The following is a 21645-nucleotide window of genomic DNA, read 5'->3' as shown; positions in this document are numbered from 1 at the left end:
TGCGAGCCTCTGTCAGAGGTAGCCGGCCGCCTTGCGGTGACGCCGGCTCCACGCGAAGCAGAGCGCCGCGAGCCCGTCGGCGTCCGGGACGCCGTTGAGCCGACGCTCGCGGCGGTCGGTGTAGCCGGGATAGTCGACGATCAGGACGACGTCACCGGTGCCGGCGAGCGATCGGCCCATCCCCACCCGGACGGCGACGTCCGCCACCGACCACCACGGGACGGGGATCCGGGCACGTCCCTCGAGGACCCAGGCCGCGTGCGTCGTGAGCTGGTGCCGCTGGTCGCTCCACACGACCTCCTCCACCTCCGGGATCGGGGTGGGTTCACAGGGCACCTCGCCGGTCCATCGACCGGTCCTGACATGAACGGACCAGGCGGCCCCGTCCCACCACCGTTCGCGATGCTCTCCGGTGGGGTCCGGGTACCAGCCTGGTCCGACGTTCACGTGCTGCTGCGGTCAGGGAGCGACGGGCTCGCCCTGCAGCGTGCGGTAGGTGTAGGCCGCACCGATCACGACCACCGGGATCGCGACGAGCGCGCCGATGCCGCACAGGAGCGAGCCGATGAAGATCGCGATCGCACCCGCGATGTAGAACCCGATCAGGCTGCCGAGGTTCTTGTTGACGAACGCAAAGCTCGCCTTGATGGCCTCGATCGCCGGCATGTTCTTGTCGATCAGGAAGAACAGCGTGAACTGCGTGAAGAAGCCGACGATAAGACCGGGGATGTAGCACAGGATCGTGCCGACCGCGGTCATGATGCCCACGAGGAGCCCGGCCAGCAGGAGCTGGCCGATGTTGTCGAACTTGAAGATCGTGCCGACCTCGACCTGCCGGCCGTAGGTGATGTCGAGTGCGGCCCGGACGATCCCGGCACCGATGACGTAGACCACGGCCCAGATCACGAACATCATCAACGCGCCGAAGACCAGGGCGAGGATGAAGCCACCGTCACCACCCGACGACGCGGCGGCGAACAGGCCGAACCACATGATCGCGTAGATGACGACGACCGACAGCACGATCGCCAGGACGGCCAGGATGATCGGCCCGACATTGGCCTGGAACTTGGTCCAGCCGTAGTTGAACGCGTTGCCGATGCTGTAGGGCGCCGACGGCTGACCGCCGTAGCCGCCGCCGTAGGGACCGCCCGGCGGGGGACCGCCATAGCCACCACCCTGCGGAGGACCGCCGTAGCCACCTCCGGGAGGGCCGGCCGGGGGCGGAGCGCCGTAGCCGCCGCCACCTCCGGGCGGGGGCGGAGTGGGAGGCTGGTAGTTGCTCATGTGCGGTGTCTCCTCATCAAGGGTTCGGGGCACTGCTGCTGGGCCCGAGCGGGCACGTCGCAGCATCGTAGCGAGATCATGGTGCCGACGAGCACGTTCGGGGCTGAGCAAGAACCGCTCAACCGTAGGTGTCGCGCGGTCCGCGCGCGTCACTGATGCCCCGTCGACCGTGTTTCCAGGTGGGGGCGCGGGGGCCGAGCACCTCGACCACGGTCACCACACCGTCGCCGAGCTCCTCGTTGAGCCGCTTCACGATGGTCGCGGCGAGCAGCTTGAGCTGGGTGGCCCACGCCGTCGAGTCCGTGCGGACGACCAGCACGCCGTCGACCAGCGTCTCCGGCGTCGAGTGCGCGCCGATCTCGGCGCCGACGATGTCGGTCCAGCGACCGAACACCCCACGGACCTGGAGGTCCAGGGCCCAGCCGCGCTGGTCGATCAGCCGCTGCACCTCCGGTCCGAGCGTCTGCGGGTCGCGGCCGTCGGGATGGGCGCCGCTGAAACGGCTCTCGCCGCTGCGTCTCCCGGAGCCCGGAGCGCGACCGTCCTTGCGAGGAGTACGACGCCGCGCCGGCGTCGTACTCGCGCCGGCCGTGCCGAGCATCTGTGAGCGAGCCAGGTCCAGCCCGTCGCGCCGGGGGGCGTCGGCGCCGGGCACCACGGGGTCCTGCGAGCCCGGGGGCGTCTCCTCGCCCATGGACACACATCCTCTCGGATGTCGGCGTCAGTCTGACCTACCGTGCCAGCGTAGACGCTGTCGGTCGTGGCCCCGACAATGGACACCGACGATGGAGCCCGCCGACGTACGCGGGTCATGCGTGCGCCGATGGCGCGAGGTGCGTGCGTAGTCCCCGCCCCCGGTCCGCAGGTCCTCGCTACTGACGCCGCCCGGACGGGGTCACCCGATGCGGTCCTCTGTCCCCCGTGCGGGGGTCATTTCGGGCCAGCGCCGGGTGAACGTCGGATCGCGCCACAGGATTCGAAACAGACTCGCATCCATGGACTTCTCCACACCCTTCACCAGATCACGACGACCCGGACGTGTTGCCGGACTGGCGGCGCTCGCTGCGGGAGCCCTGCTCCTGAGCCCGCTCGGCCTACCCACGGCACAGGCGGACCCGGCGGCCGACCCGGAGACCACCATCCTCGGCCCCGGCACCCATGAGCTGATCCCCGCGCTCGGTGCGTGCGCCGCGATCGTCACCCTCGAAGGCGCCAACGGCGGCACGGCCGTCTCGGGCGGCGACGACGACGAGAACCCCGGCGAAGACGACCCCGACCAGGTCGGCGGCGGCCAGGGCGCGCGGATCTCCTTCCGCATCCCCGTCTCCGCGACCGACGAGCTCGACATCATCGTCGGCACCGGCGGCACCAACGGCGGCACCGGCGGCACCTCCGGCGATGACGCCGGCGGCAACGGTGGCGCTGGCACCCACCCCGGTGGTGGCGGCGGCGGCTACACCAGCTTCGTCCTCAACGGCACCGAGGTCGCGCTCGTCGGCGGCGGCGGCGGCTCCGGCGGCGGTCACAACCCCGACGCCGGTGGCGGCGGACACGCCGGTGTGGTCGAGGGCGCAGGCGTGTGGCCCGGCCAGGAGGGCGCTGACGGCATCGACAACGCTGCCGTGGATGCTCCCGGCGGCGGTGGCGGCGGTACCACCGTGCCGGGCGCCGGTGGCGTCCACACGGTGACCCCTGCCTACAACGGCACCGCCGGAGTCGACCGCAACGGCGGCGTCGGCGGCGTCGACGGCTCGGCCGACCAGGGCGGCGGCGGCGGTGCCGGGTACGCCGGCGGTGGCGGCGGCGCCTCCACCGAGGGCAACGTGAGCGGCGTCAACGGCGGCATCATCGGCGGTGGCGGCGGCGGTGGCTCCAGCTACTTCGACGCCGACAACACCGGCGCGGTCTTCGTCGCGCCCGCGCCCGACTCCGGCGAGGCGCTGGCGCCCAACGGCGCCGGCCGCAACGGCACGGCCGAGCTCGACTGGGAGCCGTGCGCCTACGACCTGTCGCTCGACAAGGTCGCCAACACGACGGTCTTCGAGCCGGGCGTCCCGGTCACCTTCCGCGTGAAGGTCACCAACGAGGGCGACCAGCCCATGGGTCTCGGCGACACCGTCACCATCACCGACGACAAGGCCGTCGGCGCCACCCTCCTGAGCGTCCGCTCGAGCACCGGCGCGCCGTTCACCTGCGACGTCGCGGTCGGTGACCCGATCACGACGGGTGTCCTGGACTGCTCGCAGCCGGTCGGCACGGTCGGCGTGCGCGGACTGGACGTCGGTGAGGAGCTCTTCGTGCGCTACAGCCAGACCTACACCGAGACGCACGCGGTCAAGAACACCGCGAGCGTGACGGACCGGGGCGACCAGGACAACAACGTCGCCGCCGCCGTGGTCAAGGCCGCCAAGCCCGGCCTGCGCCTGGTCAAGACGGCGAGCACCCGCAAGGTCAACCACGTGGGCCAGAAGATCACCTACACCTTCCGGGTCCGCAACACCGGCAACATCGCCCTGAACCCGATCCGCATCGTCGAAGGCTCGTTCTCCGGCAACGGCACGCTCCGCCCGAAGTGCCCGAAGCTGTCGCCCCGCGGTCTCGCCCCGGCCAAAGTGATCATCTGCAAGGCGACCTACACGGTCACCCGCGCGGACCTGCGCCGCGGCCGCATCGACAACACCGCCACCGTCCGGGGCCGCACCCCGAGCGGTCAGCTGGTGGAGTCGGCGCCGTCGACGGCCCGCGTCGTCGCCATCGCTCCGCTCCCGGGTGTGCCGAGCACCGGAGCCAGGCTCAACCCCTGGAGCTGATCTTCCTCTCCCACCCCACACGGAGGGCCCACGTCGTCGACGTGGGCCCTCCGGCCCTCTCCGGGTGCGCTGCCCAGCCGGCTGCTTCGAGGACTCTCAGGCTTGCGGTGTGACCTCACCGGCCGCGACGTGGAAGGTCGCGCCGCTGAGCCGCGCGGGCACGTCGGCGCCGACGGCCGCGGTGACCAGGACCTGCTCGGCTCCCGCGACCAGCTCGGCCAGCTGGTCGCGCCGGTCGCCGTCGAGCTCGGCGAAGACGTCGTCGAGGATCAGGATCGGGTCGTCGCCGTCGGCGCGGAGCAGGTCGTAGGACGCCAGCCGCAGCGCGAGCGCGAACGACCACGACTCCCCGTGGCTGGCGTAGCCGCGCACCGGCAGCCGCTGCTCGTCGCCCGGGCCGAGGGTGCACAGCACGTCGTCGCGGTGCGGCCCCACCAAGGTCGACCCGCGCTGGATCTCGTCGTCGCGGCGACGGGCGAGCTCGGCGCGGAAGGACTCCTCGAGGAGGCTGCGGGGGTCTCGAGACGCTTGCTGCGCAAGCTCCTCGACCACCGGGGGGTCGACCACCGGCGGGACGGAGGCGGCGTACTCGATCCGGGCGTCGTCGCGGGTCGCACCACGGGCGACGGCCTCATACGCCTTCCCCAGGTACGGCGCCAGGTCGGTCACCAGCGCCTGGCGTGCCGCCAGCAGCTCACTGCCCGTGGTGACGAGGTGGTCGTCCCACACGTCGAGCGTGGCCAGCGCCGCCTCCCGGCTGGAGCCGCGGGCGTTGTAGAGCGTCTTGAGCAGGGTGTTGCGCTGCTTGAGCACGCGGTCGTAGTCGGCCTGCACTCCGGCGTACCGCGGGGTGCGCAGCACCAGCAGGTCGCCGAGGAAGCGGCGTCGCTGCGCGGGATCGCCCTTCACCAGGGCGAGGTCCTCGGGTGAGAACACGACGGTGCGGACGATCCCGGCGAGGTCGCGGGCGCGGGTCAGCGGGGAGCGGTTGATCCGCGCCCGGTTGGCCTTGCCGGGGTTGAGCTCGACCTCGAGGATCGCGGTCCGGCCGTCACGCACGACCGCGGCCCGCACCACCGCCTGGTCGGCGCCGGCCCGGATCAGCGGCGCATCGGTCGCGACCCGGTGGCTGGCGAGCCGGGAGAGGTAGTCGACCGCCTCGACGAGGTTGGTCTTGCCCTGCCCGTTGCGCCCGACGAACGCGGTCACGCCCGGCTCGAGGGTCAGCTCGAGCGCGGCGTAGGACCGGAAGTCGTGGAGGGACAGGTGCGTGACGTGCACCGGTCCATCATCCCCCACCGCCCAGGGTCGACGGCGAGCCCGTCGAGCTCCCGGGTGAGATCACCGACGTCGTGGGCTCGGGCTCGGGCAGCTCCACGGGGTCGTCGTGCTGCACGGCCACGAGCACGACCCCGATCACGGCGAGGACGACGATCGCGACGGCCATCGCGACGACGGCCCAGACGGGGGAGGAGGGGGAGTCGGTCATGCCCCAGCGGGCGGCATGGACTGGATGGCGTGGCCGCCGAAGCCCGCCCGCATCGCCGCGATCGCCTTCATCGCGTGGTCGTCCTCCTGGCGGGAGACGAAGCGGGCGAAGAGGGAGGCGGAGATGGCGGGCATCGGTACGGCGTTCTCGATCGCGGCCTCGACAGTCCACCGGCCCTCGCCGGAGTCCTCGGCATAGCCGCGCACGCCGTCGAGGTGCTCGTCGGCGCGGAGCTGGTCGACCAGCAGGTCCAGCAGCCAGGAGCGGACCACCGTGCCGGTGCGCCAGGAGGCGAAGATCTCGGGCACGTTGTCGACGATGTCGACCTTGTCGAGCAGCTCCCAGCCCTCGGCGTAGGCCTGCATCATCGCGTACTCGATGCCGTTGTGGACCATCTTCGCGAAGTGGCCCGCGCCGGGCTTCTCGCCGCAGTGGACCAGGCCGTCGGGGGTGTCCGCCGGCTTCAGTGCCTCGAAGGCCGGCATCACCTTCGCGACGTCGCAGCCGGCGCCGCCGTACATCAGCGCATAGCCGTTCTGCAGGCCCCACACGCCGCCGGAGACGCCGCAGTCGACGAAGCCGATGCCCTTCTCGGCGAGCGAGGCGGCGTTGATCGCGTCGTCGGTGTACTTGGAGTTGCCGCCGTCGACGACCAGGTCGCCCTCGCCGAGGAGGTCCTTGAGCTGCGCGATCGTCGAGCGGGTGGCGTCGCCGGCCGGGACCATCACCCACACGACCTTCGGCGACCCGTCGGCACCGAGCGCCTCGACCATCGCGGCCAGGCTGTCGACGTCGGCGAGCTCCGGGTTGAAGTCGAAGCCGGTGACCGTGTGCCCGGCATTGCGCAGGCGGGTGCGCATGTTGCCACCCATCTTGCCGAGTCCGACCAGTCCGAGGTGCATCGTTCCTCCTACGAGGGGCGGCTTGAGTTGCGGGACATCTGTGACGTTACGCGCCGCGGGGGGAGCGGTGGTTTCGGCGGGGTGACGGGCCTCGGCCCGCCGTGTCAGCTCGGGTCAGCTCAGCTCAGCTCAGCAGGCGGCGCGGCATGAGCAGGTAGCGGAAGGTCCCGCTGTCCTGCGCCGCCTCGTCGGCGGTGCCGCTGATGACGACCGGCTTCGAGGCCTGGGTGAAGGCCAGCTCGACGACGGCCTCGTCGGTCGCGGTGAGACCGTCGAGCAGGAACGACGGGTTGAAGCCGGTGACCAGCTCCTCGCCGTTGATGGTCGCCTGCACCGACTCGGTCGCCTGGGCGTCGTCGCCGGAGCCGGCGTCGAGCGTGAGCGCACCGTCGGCGAAGGCCAGCTGCACGGCCGTGTTGCGGTCGGCGACCAGGGAGACGCGCTTGATCGAGTCGATCAGCTCGAGCCGGTCGATGGTCGCCGTCGTCAGCTTCTCGCTGGGGAAGAGGCTGCGGACCTTGGGGAACTCGCCGTCGAGGAGTCGGGTCGTCGTACGGCGCACGCCGCCGGGTCCGGTGCCCTCGAACCCGATGATCCCGTCACCCGAGCCCGAGGCGGACAGCGCGATCGTCACCTCGGGACCGGCGGTGAGCGACTTCGCGGTGTCGCTGAGCACCTTCGCCGGCACCAGCGCGGCCAGGCTGGCGTCGGGGGTCTGCGGGCTCCAGGTCAGCTCGCGCTGCGAGAGCCGGAAGCGGTCGGTGGCGAGCAGGGCGATCGTCTCGCCCTCGATCTCGATCCGGACACCGGTGAGGACCGGCAGCATGTCGTCGCGACCGGCCGCCGTGACCGCCTGGGCGACCGCGTGGGCGAAGACGTCGCTGGCGACGGTGCCGCTCGCGGCCGGCATGTCCGGCATCGACGGATAGTCCTCGACCGGCAGCGTCTGCAGGGAGAACCGCGACGAGCCGCACGTGAGCGAGACGCGGGCGCCGTCGAGGGTCAGCTCGACGGGCTTGTTGGGCAGGCTGCGGCAGATGTCGGCGAGCAGCCGGCCGCTGACGAGTGCGCGGCCCTCGTCGTGGACCTCCGCCTGCAGGGTGGCGCGGGCCGAGGTCTCGTAGTCGAAGGTCGAGAGGACGAGACCCTCGTCGCCGGCTTCGATGAGGAGACCGGCGAGCACCGGGGCGCTCGGGCGCACGGGCAGGCTGCGAGCAGCCCAGGCGACGGCATCGGCGAGCACATCACGGTCGACCCGGAACTTCACGTCGTCGTACCTCTCATGTCGGTGGGCGCTGCGAGCTGCCCGGGGAGTCCGGACGAATGACATCTCTGCAGTTCGCGCGCGTGTGGGGAAGCATCCTGCCACGTCCTCGCGTGGTGCGACACGGGCCGGTCAGGGTCGGGCTGATGGTCGGGGTGATGGGCGGTGGTCCGAGGGTCGGTGATCCACAGGTCGGGGGCCGGGTGGAGTTCCACGAGGATCTGATCTGCAGGAGGTCAGGGAGTGGTCGTAGGCGCGGTGGAAACTGTGGATATCGCCCGTCGCCGCAGGTCAGGTGTGATTTCACCGGTGGACGAAAGGTGTGGACGAGATCGGGACGAGTGCTTCGTGCTGTGGACCGACGGCGTCGTGTGGACGAGTGCCCTGGACGCTGCACGGAATCCTCCCCGTGTAGTTCGCACCGTTTCGGGTGGGTTGTCCACAGGTGCGAAATGACACGAGACGTTGGCTCAGCCCTGCCGCGCCTGCATCTTGACGCGGTTGGTGAGCTCGCTGACCTGGTTGAAGACGGCGCGACGCTCGCCGAGCTGCTGGCCGATCTTGCGCTCGGCGTACATCACGGTCGTGTGGTCGCGACCGCCGAACTGCTGGCCGATCTTGGGCAGGGACAGGCCGGTCAGCTCGCGGCACAGGTACATCGCGATCTGACGGGCCATCACCAGGTGACGTCCGCGGCTCTTGCCGGTGAGCTCCTCGATGGACAGCCCGAAGTACGCCGCGGTCTGGGCGATGATCAGCGGCGCGGTGATCTCCGGCTCGCCGCCCTCGGGGATCAGGTCCTTGAGCACGATCTCGGCCAGCGTCATGTCGACGTCCTGGCGGTTGAGGTTGGCGAAGGCGGTGACCCGGATCAGGGCGCCCTCGAGCTCGCGGATGTTGGTCTGGATCTTGCTGGCGATGAACTCCAGCACGTCGGAGGGCGCGGTGAGGCGGTCCATCGCGGCCTTCTTGCGCAGGATCGCGATGCGGGTCTCGAGGTCGGGCGCCTGGACGTCGGTGATCAGGCCCCACTCGAAGCGGTTGCGCAGCCGGTCCTCCAGCGCCTCGAGCAGCTTGGGCGGACGGTCGGACGTCAGCACGATCTGCTTGTTGGCGTTGTGGAGCGTGTTGAAGGTGTGGAAGAACTCCTCCTGGGTCTGGGTCTTGCCCGCCAGGAACTGGATGTCGTCGATGAGGAGCACGTCCACCTCGCGGTACTTCCGCTTGAACCGGTCCTGCCGGTCGTCGCGGATCGCGTTGATGAACTCGTTGGTGAACTCCTCGCTCGAGACGTAGCGCACCTTGCTGCCGGCGTAGATCATCCGGACGTAGTGGCCGATCGCGTGCAGCAGGTGGGTCTTGCCCAGTCCGCTGTCTCCGTAGATCAGGAGCGGGTTGTAGCTGCGGCCCGGTGCCTCGCTGACGGCCACCGCGGCCGCGTGGGGGAAGCGGTTGGAGGAGCCGATGACGAAGGTCTCGAAGGTGTACTTCGGGTTGAGGCGTGACTCGCCGGCAGTGGTCGCCGCGGGCTGGGCCGAGGGCGGCGACGGCATCGTGGGCATGGCCGGCGCGTTCGGGGTCGTGGGCATGGCCGGCGGCATGTTCGGCATCGCCGGCGGCATCGCGGGAGTGGCGAGGGGCTCGGCCTGGAGGCCGGTGCCGCTGGCGCTGTAGGAGTCGGTGTCGATCTGTGACTTTGTCGACAAGTCGATCTGTGGATTCATCGACCCGATGGTCGGGTGGGCTGCGGCGAAGTCGTCGGCACCGGTGCCGGTGTCGTACGACGTCGCCGACTCCGGTCCGGGCTCGTGCTGCAGCGCGCTGTCGACCGTGACCGCGAGCTGCACCTCGTGTCCGAACCGCTCGGTGAGGGCGTCCTCGAGCTGGCCACGCATCCGCCCCTCGAGGCGCTTGCGGGTGAAGTCGTCGGGCACGGCCACGATCGCGGTCGTGCCGTGCAGGGTCACTGCCTTGCTGGTCTGCAGCCAGGCGCGCTGGTGGGCCTGGAGCTCGGAGATCACCGCCGACCACTCCTGGTCGAGGCGGTCGCCGGGAGCGCTCGCGGCGTCCCTGCTGTCGTGGGGCTCGTGGGGGTGGTCCTGCGGCTGATCGGGGTGACCGGTCACGCCTCACACCTCTCGCTGTCGTTGCTTCTCCGGATGGCACACATGGATGATCGAGGGAGCTCTGCAGCCCGCTTCCGGCCCGCCTCGGCGACGGTCCCGGTCTCGGCTCCACAAGTTTGTCCACAGGTTGTGAACATTTGCATCACCGGTGCGGTGATGACTGACCGAGACCGTCCCGGGGACCCCTCACACGCTGTGTTTGCGCAGGTCAGGCCCGATGTGGTGGACATCGATCGCACTGCGACGCAAGGTGGCGGCGGAGAACCTCGGAGACCGGCGGGGAAACCCGGATCGGACGAATCTAGCCGCCGGTCAGGCACTCGATCAAGCCGCTATCCACAGGTTGGTGGACCGGTGGAGGACGGGGGCGGCGTGAGCGTCGTCCCAACTGCGCTGCAGGCGGCCTCGCCGGTTTGACCCGCCGACCTCTCGCCGCGTACCGTTTCTTGGTCAACCGGAGTCGACCGGTGCCGCATGTCCACGAAGATTCTTCGTGGCTGCGCGGTGGCGGCCGACAGGTCTCGCAGCTCAGACAGAAGAGCCTGCGCGAGGCTGCCGGCCGACCCTTCCCGATCATTGCACTGAGAGGTCGATTCGTGAGCAAGCGGACGTACCAGCCGAACAACCGTCGTCGCCACAAGGTCCACGGCTTCCGACTGCGCATGCGCACCCGCGCCGGTCGGGCCATCCTGGCCAACCGTCGCCGGAAGGGCCGCTCGAGCCTGTCCGTCTGAGGACAGCTCATGGCGTCGTGGGTGCCCGCTCGCCGGGCCCCGCGGACCTGACGTGCTCGCGTCTGCGCATCGGCTGACCGACCCGGACACTTACCGGGCTGCCAGCCGCCGCGGCCGTCGAGCCGGGGCCCGCACCGTGGTCGCCCACCTGCTCCCCCCATCGGAGGAGCAGGTCGTCGGCATGCCCATCCGCGCCGGGTTCGTCGTCAGCAAGGCCGTCGGCGTCGCCGTGGTGCGCAACCGGGTCAAGCGCCGGCTGCGGCACGCGGTGCGGGAGCGGCTCGACCAGCTGCCCGCCGGGTCCGTGCTCGTGGTGCGCGCCCAGCCGAAGGCCGCCGTGGCGTCGTACGACGAGCTGGTGGCGGATCTCGACCACTGCCTGCGACGCGTGCTGTCCCCCACCCGGGAGGCCCGGTGAAGTGGCTGCTGATCGGTCTGGTGCGTCTCTACCAGCTGCTGATCAGTCCGCTGCTCGGGCCGAGCTGCCGCTACTACCCGTCCTGCTCGGCGTACGCCGTCCAGGCTCTCCAGACGCACGGCGCGATCCGGGGGACCTGGCTCGCGGGCCGTCGTCTCCTGCGGTGCCACCCGTGGTCACCCGGCGGCGTGGACCACGTCCCGCCGCGTCGCTCCCGCTCGGAGCGCCCCTCGTCCCTCCGGCCGGCACCCGCCGGCGGACCCGACTCCCCACAAGGAGCCTGACCCGTGGTGCCCCTCAACATCTTCGGTGACATCGGCGGCTTCATCATGACGCCGCTCTACTACATCATCTCGGCCGTCATGATCGGTTGGCACGAGCTCTTCACGGTGCTCGGCCTGGACCCCGAGGGCGGCGTGTCGTGGGCGCTGTCGATCATCGGCCTCACCCTCGTCATCCGCGCCGCGCTGATCCCGCTGTTCGTCAAGCAGATCAAGTCCAGCCGCAACATGCAGCTGCTGCAGCCGAAGGTCAAGGAGCTGCAGAAGAAGTACGGCCACGACCGGCAGAAGCTGGCCGAGGAGACGATGAAGCTCTACAAGGACGCGGGCACCAACCCGTTCGCGTCCTGCCTGCCGATCCTGCTGCAGATGCCGATCTTCTTCGCGCTCTTCCGCCTGCTCGACCAGGCCGCCAAGAAGGGCACGGCCCACGGCTTCCTCGACGAGGAGCGGGCGCGGCAATTCGGTGAGTCGCAGGCCTTCGGCAAGATCCCGCTGTCGGAGACGTTCTGGAACAACGGCTGGTGGACCAGCGACCCCAACCACGTCGTGATGGTCGTGGCGCTCATCCTGGTGCTCGCGATGACGGCGACGACCTTCTTCACCCAGCGACAGCTGATGGCCAAGAACATGCCGGCCGAGGCGATGAGCGGTCCCTACGCCCAGCAGCAGAAGATGCTCCTCTACATCCTGCCCGTGGCCTTCGGCCTCGGTGGCGTCGCCTTCCCGATCGGTGTCCTCCTCTACTGGACGACCTCGAACCTGTGGACCATGAGCCAGCAGTTCTACGTGATCCGCAACAACCCCGCCCCGGGTACGCCGGCCTTCACGGCGAAGCAGGAGCGCGACAAGGCCAAGGCTGCCAAGCACGGCGTCGTCCTCGAGGCCGAGGAGGTCGAGACGGTCACCGAGCGCCGTCCGGCCACCCGCCAGCAGCCGAAGCGGCAGACGCGCTCGCAGCGCAAGACGGGCCCCGCCCCCAAGAACCCCAACGGATCGACCTCGGGCAACGAGCCCCGTGTCGATCTGGACAAGAACACCAACAAGGGAGACAGCAAGTGAGCGCTGAGACCGCCCCCGAGACGATCGCCGACACGGCGACGCTGACCGAGACCGCCGACGAGGCCCCCCAGGGCACCGACAAGGTCAACCGCCTCGAGCAGGAGGGCGACATCGCCGCCGACTACCTCGAGGAGCTCCTGGACATCGCCGACCTCGACGGCGACCTGGACATCGACGTCGAAGCGGACCGCGCGGCGGTCTCCATCGTCGGCGCCGACCTCAACCAGCTCGTCGGACGCGACGGCAAGGTGCTGGAGGCGCTGCAGGAGCTGACCCGCCTCGCGGTCTATCGCGAGACCGGTGAGCGCTCGCGCCTCATGCTCGACGTGTCCGGCTTCCGCGCGGACAAGCGCTCCCGGTTGACCCAGCTCGGGATCGAGACGGCCGCCAAGGTCGCTGAGTCGGGTGAGCCGGTCTCCCTCGAGCCCATGTCGCCGTTCGAGCGCAAGATCGTCCACGACGCGGTCGCCGCCGCCGGCCTCACGTCGGAGTCGGCGGGCGTCGAGCCCCGCCGCTATGTCGTGGTGCACCCGGCCAGCTGAGTCCCCGCGACTCGGTTCGACACCTGGTTTCACGTGAAACAACCCATCGACGTGCCGCCGCCCCCTCCGGCGGCGGCCGTCGTCTTTCCCGGGGACCGACTGGTCCTCGCCGAGCAGTACGCCGCCCTGCTGGCCGCCGACGGCGTCGTCCGCGGTCTCATCGGACCGCGCGAAGCGCCGCGCCTGTGGGAGCGGCACCTGATCAACTGCGCGCTCCTCGGCGCCGTGCTGCCGCAGGACGCCACAGTGGCCGACGTCGGATCGGGCGCCGGGCTGCCGGGACTGGTCCTGGCCATCGCGCGTCCTGACCTGCGGCTGACCCTGGTCGAGCCGCTGCTGCGCCGTACGACCTTCCTGGAAGAGGTCGTCGAGGCGCTGGCGCTGACCAACGTGACCGTCCGTCGAGACCGGGCCGATGCCCTGCACGGCGAGGCGACGTTCGACGTGGTGACCTCCCGTGCGGTCGCCCCCCTCGATCGACTGACGTCGTGGTGCCTGCCGTTGGTGGCGCCCCACGGCGAGATGATCGCCCTCAAGGGATCCTCGGTCGCCGACGAGGTGTCGCCGGCGCTCGACGTGATCCGGGGACTCGGCGGCACCGAGCCCCAGATCGAGGTGGTTCCGGGCCCGGAGGGCGCCGGGATCGACGCTGTCCACATCGCCCGGATCCGCTGGTCCGATCCGTCCCGTACCCGCGTATCGTTGCGACCTCGCGACCAGGCTGACCGCCGTCGGTCCGCGTCTGCCAGGTCGCGAAACAAGAGGAGGAAGTCGTGAACGACCCGTCGTCTCCCGGAGAGTTTTCCACCGGTGACAGGACCACTCCTGAGCGTAGCCATCCACAGGGCGCCCCTGGTTTTCCACAGGTGGACGACGCGGTGACCTATCACGGCTCGTACGAGGTTTCACGTGAAACGACGCCCGATGACGGGTCGGACGTTTCACGTGAAACGGCTCCCGGTCCGACGCCGGTGCTGACGGCCGCCCAGCTCGCCGAACGCGCTGCGGGCTTCGATGACGACCAGACCCCGCTCGCGCGCGCTGCGCAGGCCACCGTCATGGTCCGGGCGGGCATCCCCCAGGAGAACCTGGACCGGCCGTCGGAGACCCGGGTCTTCGTCGTCGCCAACCAGAAGGGCGGCGTCGGCAAGACGACGTCCACCGTCAACCTAGCCGCCGCGCTGACCCAGCTCGGGCAGCGGGTGCTGGTGATCGACCTCGACCCTCAGGGCAACGCCTCCACGGCGCTCAACATCGAGCACCGCCAGGGCACGCCGTCGACGTACGAGCTGCTGGTCGACGGCCTCTCGTTGGTCGACCTCGCGCAGCCGTGCCCCGACGCCGCCGGCCTCTGGGTGGTGCCCGCGACCATCGACCTGGCCGGTGCCGAGATCGAGCTCGTCAGCGTCGTCGCCCGTGAGCAGCGGCTGAAGAAGGCGATCGACGCCCACCCGCGGATCGGCAGTGCTGCTGACGCAGGGGAGGACCGGTTCGACTACGTCTTCGTCGACTGCCCGCCGTCGCTCGGTCTGCTGACCCTCAACGCCCTCGTTGCCGGCGCGGAGATGCTGATCCCGATCCAGGCGGAGTACTACGCGCTGGAGGGACTCGGCCAGCTGCTCGCGACGGTCGACATGGTGCGCGCGCACCTCAATCCCGAGCTGGCGGTGTCCACCATCGTGCTCACGATGTACGACGCGCGGACCCGCCTGGCCGCCGGTGTCGCCCAGGAGGTGCGCGAGCACTTCGGCGACCAGGTCCTGAAGACGGCGATCCCGCGGTCGGTGCGCGTGTCCGAGGCACCGTCCTACGGACAGACCGTGATGACCTACGACCCGGGCTCGCCGGGAGCCCTCAGCTATCTGGAAGCAGCGCGTGAGATCGTGGCCGGAGGGAGGCTGTCGTGAGTGGTGGAGCACCCCGTCGAGGGCTCGGTCGAGGCCTCGGATCCCTGATCCCGACCGCACCGCCGACCCCCGAGCAGGAAGCCGGATCCGGCGGCAACGGAGCCGGGGTTGTCAACCCCGCCGACCGGAGTGCGGACCTTGGCGCCAGCGGGCCTTCCAGCACGTCGGTGGACCCCACGTCCACCGGTGCCGCGTCAGGCGCTCAGACGGCGAATTCGTCTTCCGGGGCCGACGACAGCGGCCTGACGCCGGTCGACGGCGCCTGGTTCGCCGAGCTGCCCGTCGGGGCCATCCGGCCCAACGCCGTCAACCCCCGGACGGTCTTCGACGAGGAGGCGATGGCCGAGCTGGTCCACTCCATCAAGGAGATCGGACTGCTCCAGCCCGTCGTCGTCCGCAGGACGGGCCCCGAGAGCTATGAGCTCGTCATGGGGGAGCGGCGCTGGCGCGCCACCCAGAAGGCCGGCCTCGACACGATCCCCGCGATCGTGCGCGAGACCGACGACACCGACATGCTCCGCGACGCGCTGCTGGAGAACCTCCACCGCAGCAACCTCAACCCGCTCGAGGAGGCTGCGGCCTACCAGCAGCTGCTCGAGGACTTCTCCTGCACCCACGACGAGCTGGCCCGGCGCATCGGCCGCTCCCGCCCGCAGATCAGCAACACGCTGCGCCTGCTCAAGCTCACCCCGGCCGTGCAGCGCCGGGTCGCCGCCGGCGTGCTGTCCGCCGGCCACGCCCGGGCCCTGCTCGGTGTCGCGGACGCCGACAGCCAGGACCGGCTCGCGCAGCGCGTCGTCGCCGAGGGCATCTCGGTGCGGGGCCTGGAGGAGATCGTCGCGGTCGGCGACACCGGCGGCGAGGCCACCTCGCGGCCGCGCCGTGCCAAGCCACAGGCACCCGGCCTCAACGAGCTCTCCGAGCGCCTGGGCGACCGGCTGGAGACCCGGGTCAAGATCGACCTCGGCAGGACCAAGGGCAAGATCACGATCGAGTTCGCCAACACCGGCGACCTGCAGCGCATCGTCGACCTGATCGACACACGCAACCGCTCCGACCGCCCGATCTGACCGCGCCTGGTCGGGTCGGCGCCTGCGGCGCCTCCCGTCCTCCATCGTTGGTCGAGGAGGCCAGCTACGGCCGTCTCGAGACCTCCGTAGCCTCTGCGCCTGACTGTGGCCGCTGGGTGGGTGGGGCGGCGCCTGCGGCGCCTCCCGTGACTCCCCCGGCGGCGCAGAGCGGGGTCCCCGCCCTCGGCCACCGTCGTGCCTGGCTGACTTGTGTCTCCAGCCGAGGGCACCCCGATGCGCCGGCGGGGGACGCCCCGTACGGCACCGCAGGCGCCGCCCCGCCTGTGGTTGCCTCGTCGAGGTCCGCACCGGCATCTAGAGACGCTCGCTGGCGCTTGCTCCTCGAGACCGATCGCGGCCCTTTGTCGACAAAACAACAAACCGACAAGTCGCTAGGGCGACTTGTCGGTTTGTCGATTGTTCTACGTGAAACGTCCTACTTCTTGCCGGACTTCTTCTCGGCGGCCTTGGCGGCGCGCTTCGCCGCGCGCTCGCGCAGCTCGGCTGCATCGAGCTCCGCGGCCTTCTCCGGGGTCGGGGCGCTGCCGCCGAAGCGTGCGGGGATCCACCAGGAGCCGGGCTGCTTCTCGGACTCGGGGTAGTTCGCGATGACCTCGTCGAGCATGCGCTGCATGGTTGCGCGGAGCTGCTGGGTGTCCTCGGCGGCGTTGCCGGCCTGGGGATACATCGGCTCGCCGACCTTGACGATGATCGTCTTGGGGGAGCGGGAGAAGTCCTTGTCGTGGTCCTTGGTCATCAGCCGGTGGGCGCCCCAGACGATGACCGGGATGAGCGGTACGTCGGCCTCGGCAGCGATCCTCGTGGCACCCGACTTCAGCTCCTTGATCTCGAACGAGCGGGAGATCGTCGCCTCGGGGTAGATGCCGACGACCTCGCCGGCGTTGAGGTACTCGATGGCGGTGCGGGCGGACTGCTCGCCCGAGCCGCGGTCCACGCGGATGTGGTGGAAGGAGCGGAGCAGGTGACCGACGCCGGGGGCGTCCATCATCTCCTTCTTGATCATGAAGCGGACCAGGCGCTTCTGCGGCTCGGCGCCGGCGCCGCCGTAGATGAAGTCGACGTAGCCGGTGTGGTTGATGGCGAGGAGCGCGCCGCCCTTGCGGGGGACGTTCTCGGAACCGCTGACCACGACGTCCTGACGCATCAGCTTGAAGAGCGTCTTGGCGGCGACGATGACGGGCGGGTAGGTGATGTCGAGCACCGGGAGAGTCTGTCAGGCCCTGCGAACAGATGGCAGTGCGTCCACCGGCAGATCGATGGCCTGGAATTGTTCGTCGGGGGTGAAGGGACGGCGTACCGCCCTCACGGGACGAGGTGTCAGCGGCGGGTCGCGAGGAACTCGGCGATCCGGCCGATGGCCTCCTCGAGCATGTCCACGTCGGGGAGGGTGACCAGGCGGAAGTGGTCGGGCTCGAACCAGTTGAAGCCGGTGCCGTGGGTGACGAGGATCTTCTTGGCCCGCAGCAGCTCGATCACGAACTGCTCGTCGTCGTCGATCGGATAGACGGCCGGGTCCAGGCGCGGGAAGCAGTAGAGCGCACCGCTGGGCTTCACCGAGGAGACCCCCGGGATCTCGTTGAGGAGGCGGTGGGCCAGCATCGCCTGCTCGTAGAACCGCCCGCCCGGCACGATCAGCTCATTGATCGACTGGTAGCCGCCCAGGGCGGTCTGGATCGCGTGCTGCGCCGGGACGTTGGCGCACATGCGCATGTTGGAGAGCGTCGTGAGCCCCTCCAGGAAGTCCGCGGCGAGCTCCTTCGGCCCGGAGACCATCACCCAGCCCGCGCGGTAGCCGCAGACCCGGTAGGCCTTCGACAGACCGCTGAACGTCAGGCACAGCACGTCGTTGCCGGCGGCCGCCGCCGCGTGGTGGTGCACCGCGTCGTCGAACAGGATCTTCTCGTAGATCTCGTCGGCGAAGACCACGAGGTCGTGGCGCCGGGCGATGTCGACCAGCTGGGTGACCATGTCCTTGCTGTAGACCGCACCCGTGGGGTTGTTGGGGTTGATGATCACCAGGCCGTGCGTGTTCTCGGTGATCTTGGCCTCGATGTCGGCGAGGTCGGGCATCCAGCCGTTGTCCTCGTCGCAGCGGTAGTGGACCGGCGTACCGCCGGACAGCGACACCGCACCCGTCCACAGCGGGTAGTCCGGGGCGGGCACGAGGATCTCGTTGCCGTCGTCGAGGAAGGTCTGGAGGACCATCGAGATCATTTCGGAGACGCCGTTGCCGATGAAGACGTCCTCGACGTCGGTGTGCTGCAGACCGCGCGACTGGTAGTACTGCGCGACCGCGGTGCGGGCGGAGTAGATGCCGCGCGAGTCGCTGTAGCCCTGCGCCTCGGGCAGGTGGTGGGTGATGTCGGCGACGATCGCCTCCGGCGCCTCGAAGCCGAACGGAGCCGGGTTGCCGATGTTGAGCTTGAGGATCCGGTGACCCTCGGCCTCCAGCCGCTGAGCCTCGACGAGGATGGGACCCCGGACGTCGTAGCGGACATTGGCGAGCTTCTTGCTCTGGCGGATCTGCCTCACGAGGAGCATTCTCGCAGGTGGGTGCCACCTGTTTACCTACGGAGGCCGGATGACCCGTACAACGGTCCCGCTCACCCTGGACCTGCTCACCGCGCTCGACGCGCCCTGCCGCGACTGCCTGTTCTGGGAGCACCCGCCCTTCCACCGCGACGGCCTCGACACCCACGAGCGGCGACACGAGAAGGAGCTGTGGGTCTCCGAAGTACTGCGCGAATGGGGCTCCTGCGGCCGCGTCGCGCTGGTCGACGGGGAGCCGGTCGGGCACCTCGTCTATGCGCCGCCGTCCTGGGTGCCGGCGGCGGCGGCGTTCCCCACCGCACCGGTGTCCGCCGACGCCGTGCTCCTCACCGCGGCGTGGGTGCGACCCGGTCATCGGCGCGGCGGCATCGGCCGACTCCTGGTGCAGGGCATGGCCCGTGACCTCATCGGGCGCGAGCACGTCCGCGCCGTCGAGGCCTTCGCCCACACCGGCCGGCGGGTCGTCGGCCCGGGCGCCGACTGCGCCGTACCCGCCGACTTCCTCGCCCACGTGGGGTTCAAGACCCACCGCCCCCACCCCCTCACGCCGCGGATGCGGATGGAGATGCGCTCGCTGGTCACCTGGCGCGGCGAGGTCGAGGCCGCCTGGGAGCGGATCGTCGGCGTCGTACGACGCCCGCGACCCGCCCCGGCGCCCGTGCCCCGGGAAGTGGTGCAGAGGGTGCCTATTTCACGGGTTAACCCGTGAAATGGTCACTTCTGACGGGAAGTTTCCCGTGAGAAGTGCGTAATTCACGGGTTAACCCGTGAATTACGCAGCCCGCATCGCCCCGCTCACGCCAACAGCCCCCGGAGCGGAGCTCCGGGGGCTGTCGGGTCGATCTCGTGAGCGACGCTCAGGCGTTGATGAAGTCCTCGAGCTCCTTGAGGATCGCGGCCTTCGGGCGGGCGCCGACGATGGTCTTGGCGACCTCGCCGCCGCTGTAGACGTTGATCGTCGGGATGCCGGTGACGCGGTAGGAGGCCGGGGTGACCGGGTTCTCGTCGACGTTCATCTTGAGGAACGTGATCTTGTCACCGTGGGCGCCGGCGATCTCGTCGAGGATCGGGGCGACCTGGCGGCACGGGCCGCACCACTCGGCCCAGAAGTCCACCAGGACGGGCTTGTCGGACTTGAGGACCTGCGCCTCGAACTCGGCGTCGGTCACTGCGGAGATGTTGTCAGCCACGGTGGGCACCCTTCAGGAGATGGTGAACGAAACGTCTGGTGTCTAGAACCTACGCGCCGGCCGGGACATTCCCGGCGGTCAGCGCGAGGTGCTCGAGCTCGGCGAGGTAGCGCTCGGCGTCGAGGGCGGCGGAGCAGCCGGTGCCGGCGGCGGTGATCGCCTGGCGGTAGGTGTGGTCGACGAGGTCGCCGGCCGCGAAGACTCCGGGCAGGTTGGTCGCGGTGGTGCCGGGCCGGACGAGCACGTAGCCGTTGTCGTCGAGGTCGACCTGGCCCGCGAGCAGCTCGGAGCGGGGCTCGTGGCCGATCGCGATGAACAGGCCGGTGGCCGGCAGGTCGCTGGTCTCGCCGGTGACGGTGTCCTTCAGCGTCAGCGACTCGAGCGAGTCGGCGCCGTTGATGGACTCGACGACCGAGTTCCAGACGATCTCGAGCTTGGGGTCGGCGAACGCCCGCTCCTGCATGATCTTGGAGGCCCGCAGCTCGTCGCGGCGCACGATCAGCGACACCTTCGAGCCGAAGCGGGTGAGGAAGGTGGCCTCCTCGACGGCGGAGTCGCCGCCGCCGACCACGGCGATGTGCTGCTCGCGGAAGAAGAAGCCGTCGCAGGTCGCGCAGTAGGACACGCCCCGTCCGGACAGGCGCTCCTCGTCGGGCAGGTCGAGCTTGCGGTAGCCCGAGCCGGTCGCGAGGATCACGGCCTTGGCGGTGTAGGTGTCGGTCGCGGTCTTCACGATCTTGACGTCACCGGTGAGGTCCACCTCGACGACGTCGTCGGCGACCAGCTCGGCACCGAACCGCTCGGCCTGGGCGCGCATCTCGTCCATCAGGGCCGGACCCATGATGCCGTCGCGGAAGCCGGGGAAGTTCTCCACCTCGGTGGTGTTCATCAGCGCGCCACCCGCGGTCACCGAGCCCTCGAACACCAGGGGCGAGAGCTGGGCGCGGGCGGCGTAGACGGCGGCCGTGTAGCCCGACGGGCCCGACCCGATGACGATGACGTTGCGGGTTTCGGTGGACTCGGTCATGAGAGATCTTCCTGGGTCGAGGGGTACGACGGCCTGCTGGTGGTGCAACCCGATCGTAGGCGGAACGATTCCCCCTCCCGCCGTCAGCCCGCCGTCAGCCCGCGGTGGCGAGAGTGACCGAGTGGAGGGTGTCGCCGGTGCCACAGGCCAGGACGTCGGCCTCCTGGGTCGTGCCCGCGGGGGCGCGGAAGGCGACGACGGCCGGGCGGCCGGCGTACTCGACGGCGACGAGGTGGCCGGCGCCGAAGTCGGCGGGCTCGCACATGAAGTCCTGGGGCGCGACGAACACCGCGCCCGAGTAGTCGACCGTGGCGGGATCCGGCAGCGAGACGTGCTGCAGGGCGACCAGGTCCTCACGGAGCCGGTCGGCGCGGATGCTGCGCAGTGGCCCGTCGGACGGGACCCGCTCGAGCGGTCGTGCGGCGAGCCCGTCGTCCTGCGCGCTGTCTTCGAGGTCGCCCGGCATGCTCGCGTCCGGTTCGAGCTCGGCGCCCTCCTGGAGGGCGGCGCCGCCGGCGGAGTCGGCCGTGCGGGCCGGGTCGTCCTCCGCGCTCTGCCCGGCGACCGCGGCGTCGTCCGTCGGGCGGTCGGCCAGCTGACCGGCCGCGACCGCGCCCACCAGGACGGCCGCAGCCGCCACCAGCAGCAGGCGCGCCTTGCGGCGACGGCGCCCGGCCAGCTCGTCGCGCGGCAGCACGACGCCGTGCTCCTCGGCCACGCCCGTGCTCACCAGGTCCGCGGCGTCCCGCTCGGCACGCAGCTCCGCCAGCGTCTCCTCGAGCCGCGTCGCCACGTCGTCCGGCAACGCCTCGGGCCCGCCGGCCTCGGCGAGCAGGCGCCGGACGGCGGCGTCCTGCTCGGGCGACAGCTCGGGGCCATCGGCGTCGGAGCCGTCGGGAGTGGGGGTCGGATCAGGCATCGGGTTCCTTGCCCGCCGGGTGGCAGCGGTGCGGTTCGGGGTTGGG

Annotated in this window: 23 protein-coding genes and 1 pseudogene; 10 read left to right on the top strand and 14 right to left on the bottom strand. The window is 70.4% G+C overall.

Annotation, left to right across the window (positions count from 1 at the left end; all coding sequences use genetic code 11):
• Positions 1 to 12: 12 nt before the first annotated feature.
• From E9934_RS19845 to E9934_RS15145, 4 genes and pseudogenes are all read right to left on the bottom strand, one after another.
• Positions 13 to 336, bottom strand: a complete 324-nt coding sequence (locus tag E9934_RS19845) for a hypothetical protein (protein WP_162851556.1) — start codon at positions 334 to 336, stop codon at positions 13 to 15.
• A gap of 30 nt (positions 337 to 366) precedes the next feature.
• Positions 367 to 447 (bottom strand): annotated as a pseudogene (locus E9934_RS20590) (DUF2510 domain-containing protein); the annotation flags it as partial.
• A gap of 12 nt (positions 448 to 459) precedes the next feature.
• Entirely contained in the window at positions 460 to 1287 is an 828-nt protein-coding gene (locus tag E9934_RS15150; RefSeq protein ID WP_136563730.1) for a hypothetical protein, read from the bottom strand.
• Positions 1288 to 1405: 118 nt separating this feature from the next.
• The gene (locus E9934_RS15145) at positions 1406 to 1981 is read right to left on the bottom strand and encodes a DciA family protein (RefSeq protein WP_136563729.1); all 576 of its coding nucleotides are present in this window, start codon (positions 1979 to 1981) and stop codon (positions 1406 to 1408) included.
• 301 nt (positions 1982 to 2282) lie between these two features.
• Here E9934_RS15145 and E9934_RS20485 point away from each other — a divergent pair, with 301 nt between their 5' ends.
• Complete coding sequence (locus E9934_RS20485) at positions 2283 to 4097, top strand: DUF7507 domain-containing protein (RefSeq protein ID WP_158295018.1); 1815 nt, start codon at positions 2283 to 2285, stop codon at positions 4095 to 4097.
• A 96-nt stretch (positions 4098 to 4193) separates the two neighbouring features.
• Here the strand turns inward: E9934_RS20485 and recF are convergent, their stop codons facing one another.
• From recF to dnaA, 5 genes are all read right to left on the bottom strand, one after another.
• A complete protein-coding gene (gene recF / locus E9934_RS15125; RefSeq protein ID WP_136563728.1) occupies positions 4194 to 5378 on the bottom strand; it encodes a DNA replication/repair protein RecF in 1185 nt (394 codons plus the stop codon).
• Between the two features lie 7 nt (positions 5379 to 5385).
• Complete coding sequence (locus E9934_RS15120; RefSeq protein ID WP_136563727.1) at positions 5386 to 5586, bottom strand: hypothetical protein; 201 nt, start codon at positions 5584 to 5586, stop codon at positions 5386 to 5388.
• Positions 5583 to 6488 carry a phosphogluconate dehydrogenase (NAD(+)-dependent, decarboxylating) gene (gnd, locus tag E9934_RS15115; RefSeq protein WP_136563726.1) on the bottom strand — a complete coding sequence of 302 codons (906 nt, stop codon included), beginning with the start codon at positions 6486 to 6488 and terminating at the stop codon, positions 5583 to 5585. The genes E9934_RS15120 and gnd overlap by 4 nt, the downstream gene beginning before the upstream one ends.
• A gap of 124 nt (positions 6489 to 6612) precedes the next feature.
• Positions 6613 to 7755 carry a DNA polymerase III subunit beta gene (gene dnaN / locus E9934_RS15110; protein ID WP_136563725.1) on the bottom strand — a complete coding sequence of 381 codons (1143 nt, stop codon included), beginning with the start codon at positions 7753 to 7755 and terminating at the stop codon, positions 6613 to 6615.
• A 467-nt stretch (positions 7756 to 8222) separates the two neighbouring features.
• Positions 8223 to 9878, bottom strand: coding sequence for a chromosomal replication initiator protein DnaA (gene dnaA, locus E9934_RS15105; RefSeq protein ID WP_136563724.1), 1656 nt, complete (start codon positions 9876 to 9878; stop codon positions 8223 to 8225).
• A 596-nt stretch (positions 9879 to 10474) separates the two neighbouring features.
• Between dnaA and rpmH the strand changes: the two genes are divergently transcribed.
• From rpmH to E9934_RS15065, 8 genes are all read left to right on the top strand, one after another.
• Positions 10475 to 10612, top strand: coding sequence for a 50S ribosomal protein L34 (rpmH, locus tag E9934_RS15100; protein WP_075018668.1), 138 nt, complete (start codon positions 10475 to 10477; stop codon positions 10610 to 10612).
• Positions 10613 to 10664: 52 nt separating this feature from the next.
• Positions 10665 to 11030, top strand: a complete 366-nt coding sequence (gene rnpA / locus E9934_RS15095; protein WP_136563723.1) for a ribonuclease P protein component — start codon at positions 10665 to 10667, stop codon at positions 11028 to 11030.
• The gene (gene yidD / locus E9934_RS15090) at positions 11027 to 11314 is read left to right on the top strand and encodes a membrane protein insertion efficiency factor YidD (RefSeq protein ID WP_136563722.1); all 288 of its coding nucleotides are present in this window, start codon (positions 11027 to 11029) and stop codon (positions 11312 to 11314) included. The genes rnpA and yidD overlap by 4 nt, the downstream gene beginning before the upstream one ends.
• Before the next feature lie 3 nt (positions 11315 to 11317).
• Complete coding sequence (gene yidC / locus E9934_RS15085; protein ID WP_238694983.1) at positions 11318 to 12373, top strand: membrane protein insertase YidC; 1056 nt, start codon at positions 11318 to 11320, stop codon at positions 12371 to 12373.
• Positions 12307 to 12915 (top strand): Jag family protein, encoded by a 609-nt coding sequence (locus tag E9934_RS15080; RefSeq protein WP_379191237.1) that lies wholly within the window; start codon positions 12307 to 12309, stop codon positions 12913 to 12915. Before yidC ends, E9934_RS15080 begins: the two co-directional genes overlap by 67 nt.
• 33 nt (positions 12916 to 12948) lie before the next feature.
• Complete coding sequence (gene rsmG, locus E9934_RS15075) at positions 12949 to 13692, top strand: 16S rRNA (guanine(527)-N(7))-methyltransferase RsmG (protein ID WP_136563721.1); 744 nt, start codon at positions 12949 to 12951, stop codon at positions 13690 to 13692.
• A 194-nt stretch (positions 13693 to 13886) separates the two neighbouring features.
• Complete coding sequence (locus E9934_RS15070; RefSeq protein WP_275106638.1) at positions 13887 to 14822, top strand: ParA family protein; 936 nt, start codon at positions 13887 to 13889, stop codon at positions 14820 to 14822.
• Positions 14819 to 15892, top strand: coding sequence for a ParB/RepB/Spo0J family partition protein (locus E9934_RS15065; RefSeq protein ID WP_136563720.1), 1074 nt, complete (start codon positions 14819 to 14821; stop codon positions 15890 to 15892). Before E9934_RS15070 ends, E9934_RS15065 begins: the two co-directional genes overlap by 4 nt.
• Positions 15893 to 16328: 436 nt before the next feature.
• Here the strand turns inward: E9934_RS15065 and E9934_RS15060 are convergent, their stop codons facing one another.
• Entirely contained in the window at positions 16329 to 17114 is a 786-nt protein-coding gene (locus E9934_RS15060) for a lysophospholipid acyltransferase family protein (RefSeq protein ID WP_136563719.1), read from the bottom strand.
• A 116-nt stretch (positions 17115 to 17230) separates the two neighbouring features.
• Complete coding sequence (locus E9934_RS15055; protein WP_136563718.1) at positions 17231 to 18445, bottom strand: pyridoxal phosphate-dependent aminotransferase; 1215 nt, start codon at positions 18443 to 18445, stop codon at positions 17231 to 17233.
• Positions 18446 to 18494: 49 nt separating this feature from the next.
• Here E9934_RS15055 and E9934_RS15050 point away from each other — a divergent pair, with 49 nt between their 5' ends.
• Positions 18495 to 19172 carry a GNAT family N-acetyltransferase gene (locus E9934_RS15050; protein WP_136563717.1) on the top strand — a complete coding sequence of 226 codons (678 nt, stop codon included), beginning with the start codon at positions 18495 to 18497 and terminating at the stop codon, positions 19170 to 19172.
• Between the two features lie 148 nt (positions 19173 to 19320).
• Here the strand turns inward: E9934_RS15050 and trxA are convergent, their stop codons facing one another.
• From trxA to E9934_RS15035, 3 genes are all read right to left on the bottom strand, one after another.
• Positions 19321 to 19653, bottom strand: coding sequence for a thioredoxin (gene trxA, locus E9934_RS15045; protein WP_136563716.1), 333 nt, complete (start codon positions 19651 to 19653; stop codon positions 19321 to 19323).
• 49 nt (positions 19654 to 19702) lie between these two features.
• A complete protein-coding gene (gene trxB, locus E9934_RS15040; protein ID WP_136563715.1) occupies positions 19703 to 20680 on the bottom strand; it encodes a thioredoxin-disulfide reductase in 978 nt (325 codons plus the stop codon).
• 94 nt (positions 20681 to 20774) lie between these two features.
• Positions 20775 to 21599, bottom strand: a complete 825-nt coding sequence (locus E9934_RS15035) for a hypothetical protein (RefSeq protein WP_136563714.1) — start codon at positions 21597 to 21599, stop codon at positions 20775 to 20777.
• Positions 21600 to 21645 lie beyond the last annotated feature (46 nt).

It is taken from the genome of Nocardioides caeni, assembly GCF_004912195.1.
Classification (GTDB): Bacteria; Actinomycetota; Actinomycetes; order Propionibacteriales; family Nocardioidaceae; genus Nocardioides; species Nocardioides caeni.
Note: the sequence above shows the minus strand (reverse complement) of the source record. Positions and strands in the feature narration are given on the sequence as shown.

Bases quoted from the DNA above. Each gene is read 5' to 3' on its own strand.
- E9934_RS15150 (WP_136563730.1), bottom strand. From the start codon at position 1,287: ATGAGCAACTACCAGCCTCCCACTCCGCCCCCGCCCGGAGGTGGCGGC.
- E9934_RS15145 (WP_136563729.1), bottom strand. From the start codon at position 1,981: ATGGGCGAGGAGACGCCCCCGGGCTCGCAGGACCCCGTGGTGCCCGGC.
- E9934_RS20485 (WP_158295018.1), top strand. From the start codon at position 2,283: ATGGACTTCTCCACACCCTTCACCAGATCACGACGACCCGGACGTGTT.
- E9934_RS15120 (WP_136563727.1), bottom strand. From the start codon at position 5,586: ATGACCGACTCCCCCTCCTCCCCCGTCTGGGCCGTCGTCGCGATGGCC.
- gnd (WP_136563726.1), bottom strand. From the start codon at position 6,488: ATGCACCTCGGACTGGTCGGACTCGGCAAGATGGGTGGCAACATGCGC.
- E9934_RS15050 (WP_136563717.1), top strand. From the start codon at position 18,495: ATGACCCGTACAACGGTCCCGCTCACCCTGGACCTGCTCACCGCGCTC.
- trxB (WP_136563715.1), bottom strand. From the start codon at position 20,680: ATGACCGAGTCCACCGAAACCCGCAACGTCATCGTCATCGGGTCGGGC.
- E9934_RS15035 (WP_136563714.1), bottom strand. From the start codon at position 21,599: ATGCCTGATCCGACCCCCACTCCCGACGGCTCCGACGCCGATGGCCCC.